The 1175-nt window shown below is 64.6% G+C and carries 2 protein-coding genes and 1 pseudogene; 1 reads left to right on the top strand and 2 read right to left on the bottom strand.

Annotation, left to right across the window (positions count from 1 at the left end):
* A pseudogene (locus tag HX846_RS40095) lies at positions 1–138 on the bottom strand (AraC family transcriptional regulator); the annotation flags it as partial.
* A gap of 99 nt (positions 139–237) precedes the next feature.
* Between HX846_RS40095 and HX846_RS36885 the strand changes: the two are divergent.
* On the top strand, positions 238–591 hold the full coding sequence (locus HX846_RS36885) for a carboxymuconolactone decarboxylase family protein (RefSeq protein ID WP_178967423.1): 354 nt from the start codon (positions 238–240) through the stop codon (positions 589–591).
* On the opposite strand, the gene HX846_RS36880 is transcribed toward HX846_RS36885, so the two are convergent.
* On the bottom strand, positions 569–1175 hold a 607-nt coding region (locus HX846_RS36880), incomplete at its 5' end, for a GlxA family transcriptional regulator (RefSeq protein WP_178967422.1). The two genes, HX846_RS36885 and HX846_RS36880, sit on opposite strands and share 23 nt — an antisense overlap.

Below are 1175 nucleotides of genomic sequence, written 5' to 3'. Positions count from 1 at the left end.
CGTCAGCACAATGTGATACGGCGCCACGCCCAGCGGCTCGGGCTCGTGGTCCATGGCCCAGGCGCCCTGGAACTGGCAACGCAGGTCCAGGCTGCCCTGCAGGTTGGCCAACGCGATGAGGGTGTCGATGGAGTTCATTTGCGAGCATCGGTCAAAAAGGTGAGTGGATCGAACAAAAGCGCCAAACCTGAACCGCGCACACTGGCTTCACACCCAACCCGTTCAGGAGTTAACACGATGTTCAATAACTGGTCCGACTTGCTGCCTACCGTGAAGAAAGCCTTTGGCACGCTGGGCAAGAGCAACCCGAAGATGGTCAAAGCCTACATGGCGCTGGGGGAAGCAGCCGAGGAAAATGACGTCCTGGATGCCAAGACCCGTGAGCTGATTTCCATCGCCGTGGCCATCACCACCCGCTGTGACGGCTGCATCGGGGTGCATGCCGACGCGGCGATCAAGGCCGGCGCCACCCGCGAAGAAGTGGCCGCGACCCTGGCCACCGCGATCTCGCTGAATGCCGGCGCGGCGTATATCTACTCGCTGCGCGCCCTGGAAGCCTATGACACGCTCAAACCGGCGCCGCAAAGTTAAGCCGGAATTGTTGCGGCGTCACGCCCAGCCGGCGATTGAACACACTGCGCATGTGCTGGGCATCGCGAAAGCCGCATTGATACGCCACGGTCTTGAGCGGTGCGTGGGTGCTTTCGAGCATCACCCGCGCCGCATCCACCCGCGCCCGCTCGACGAACTCCGCCGGAGTGATCTGCGCCTCCCGGGCAAATACCCGCGAGAAGTTGCGCGCGCTCATGTTGGCGGCTTTGGCCAGGTCGGCGATGGTCAGGTCGCCCGTCAGGTTGGCCAATACATACAGCTGCACCAGCGCCACCGCCGAGGTGGCTTGCGCGTGGGGTGTCAGGAACGGGCTGAACTGCGACTGCCCGCCGGAACGCTGGGTGAACACCACCAGGCGCTTGGCCACGCTGAGGGCGACTTCCGGGCCGTGGTCCTGGGCCAGCAGGTACAGCGACAGGTCGATGCCCGCCGTCACCCCGGCCGAGGTGTAGAGGTTGCCGTCCTGCACATAGAGGCGGTCGGCTTCGACCTGGGCCGATGGGCACAAGCTGGCCAGATCGGCAGCGTCGCCCCAGTGGGTGGTGACGGTGCGCCCGTCCAGC

It is taken from the genome of Pseudomonas sp. K5002 (assembly GCF_013386655.1).
Classification (GTDB): Bacteria; Pseudomonadota; Gammaproteobacteria; order Pseudomonadales; family Pseudomonadaceae; genus Aquipseudomonas.
Note: the sequence above shows the minus strand (reverse complement) of the source record. Positions and strands in the feature narration are given on the sequence as shown.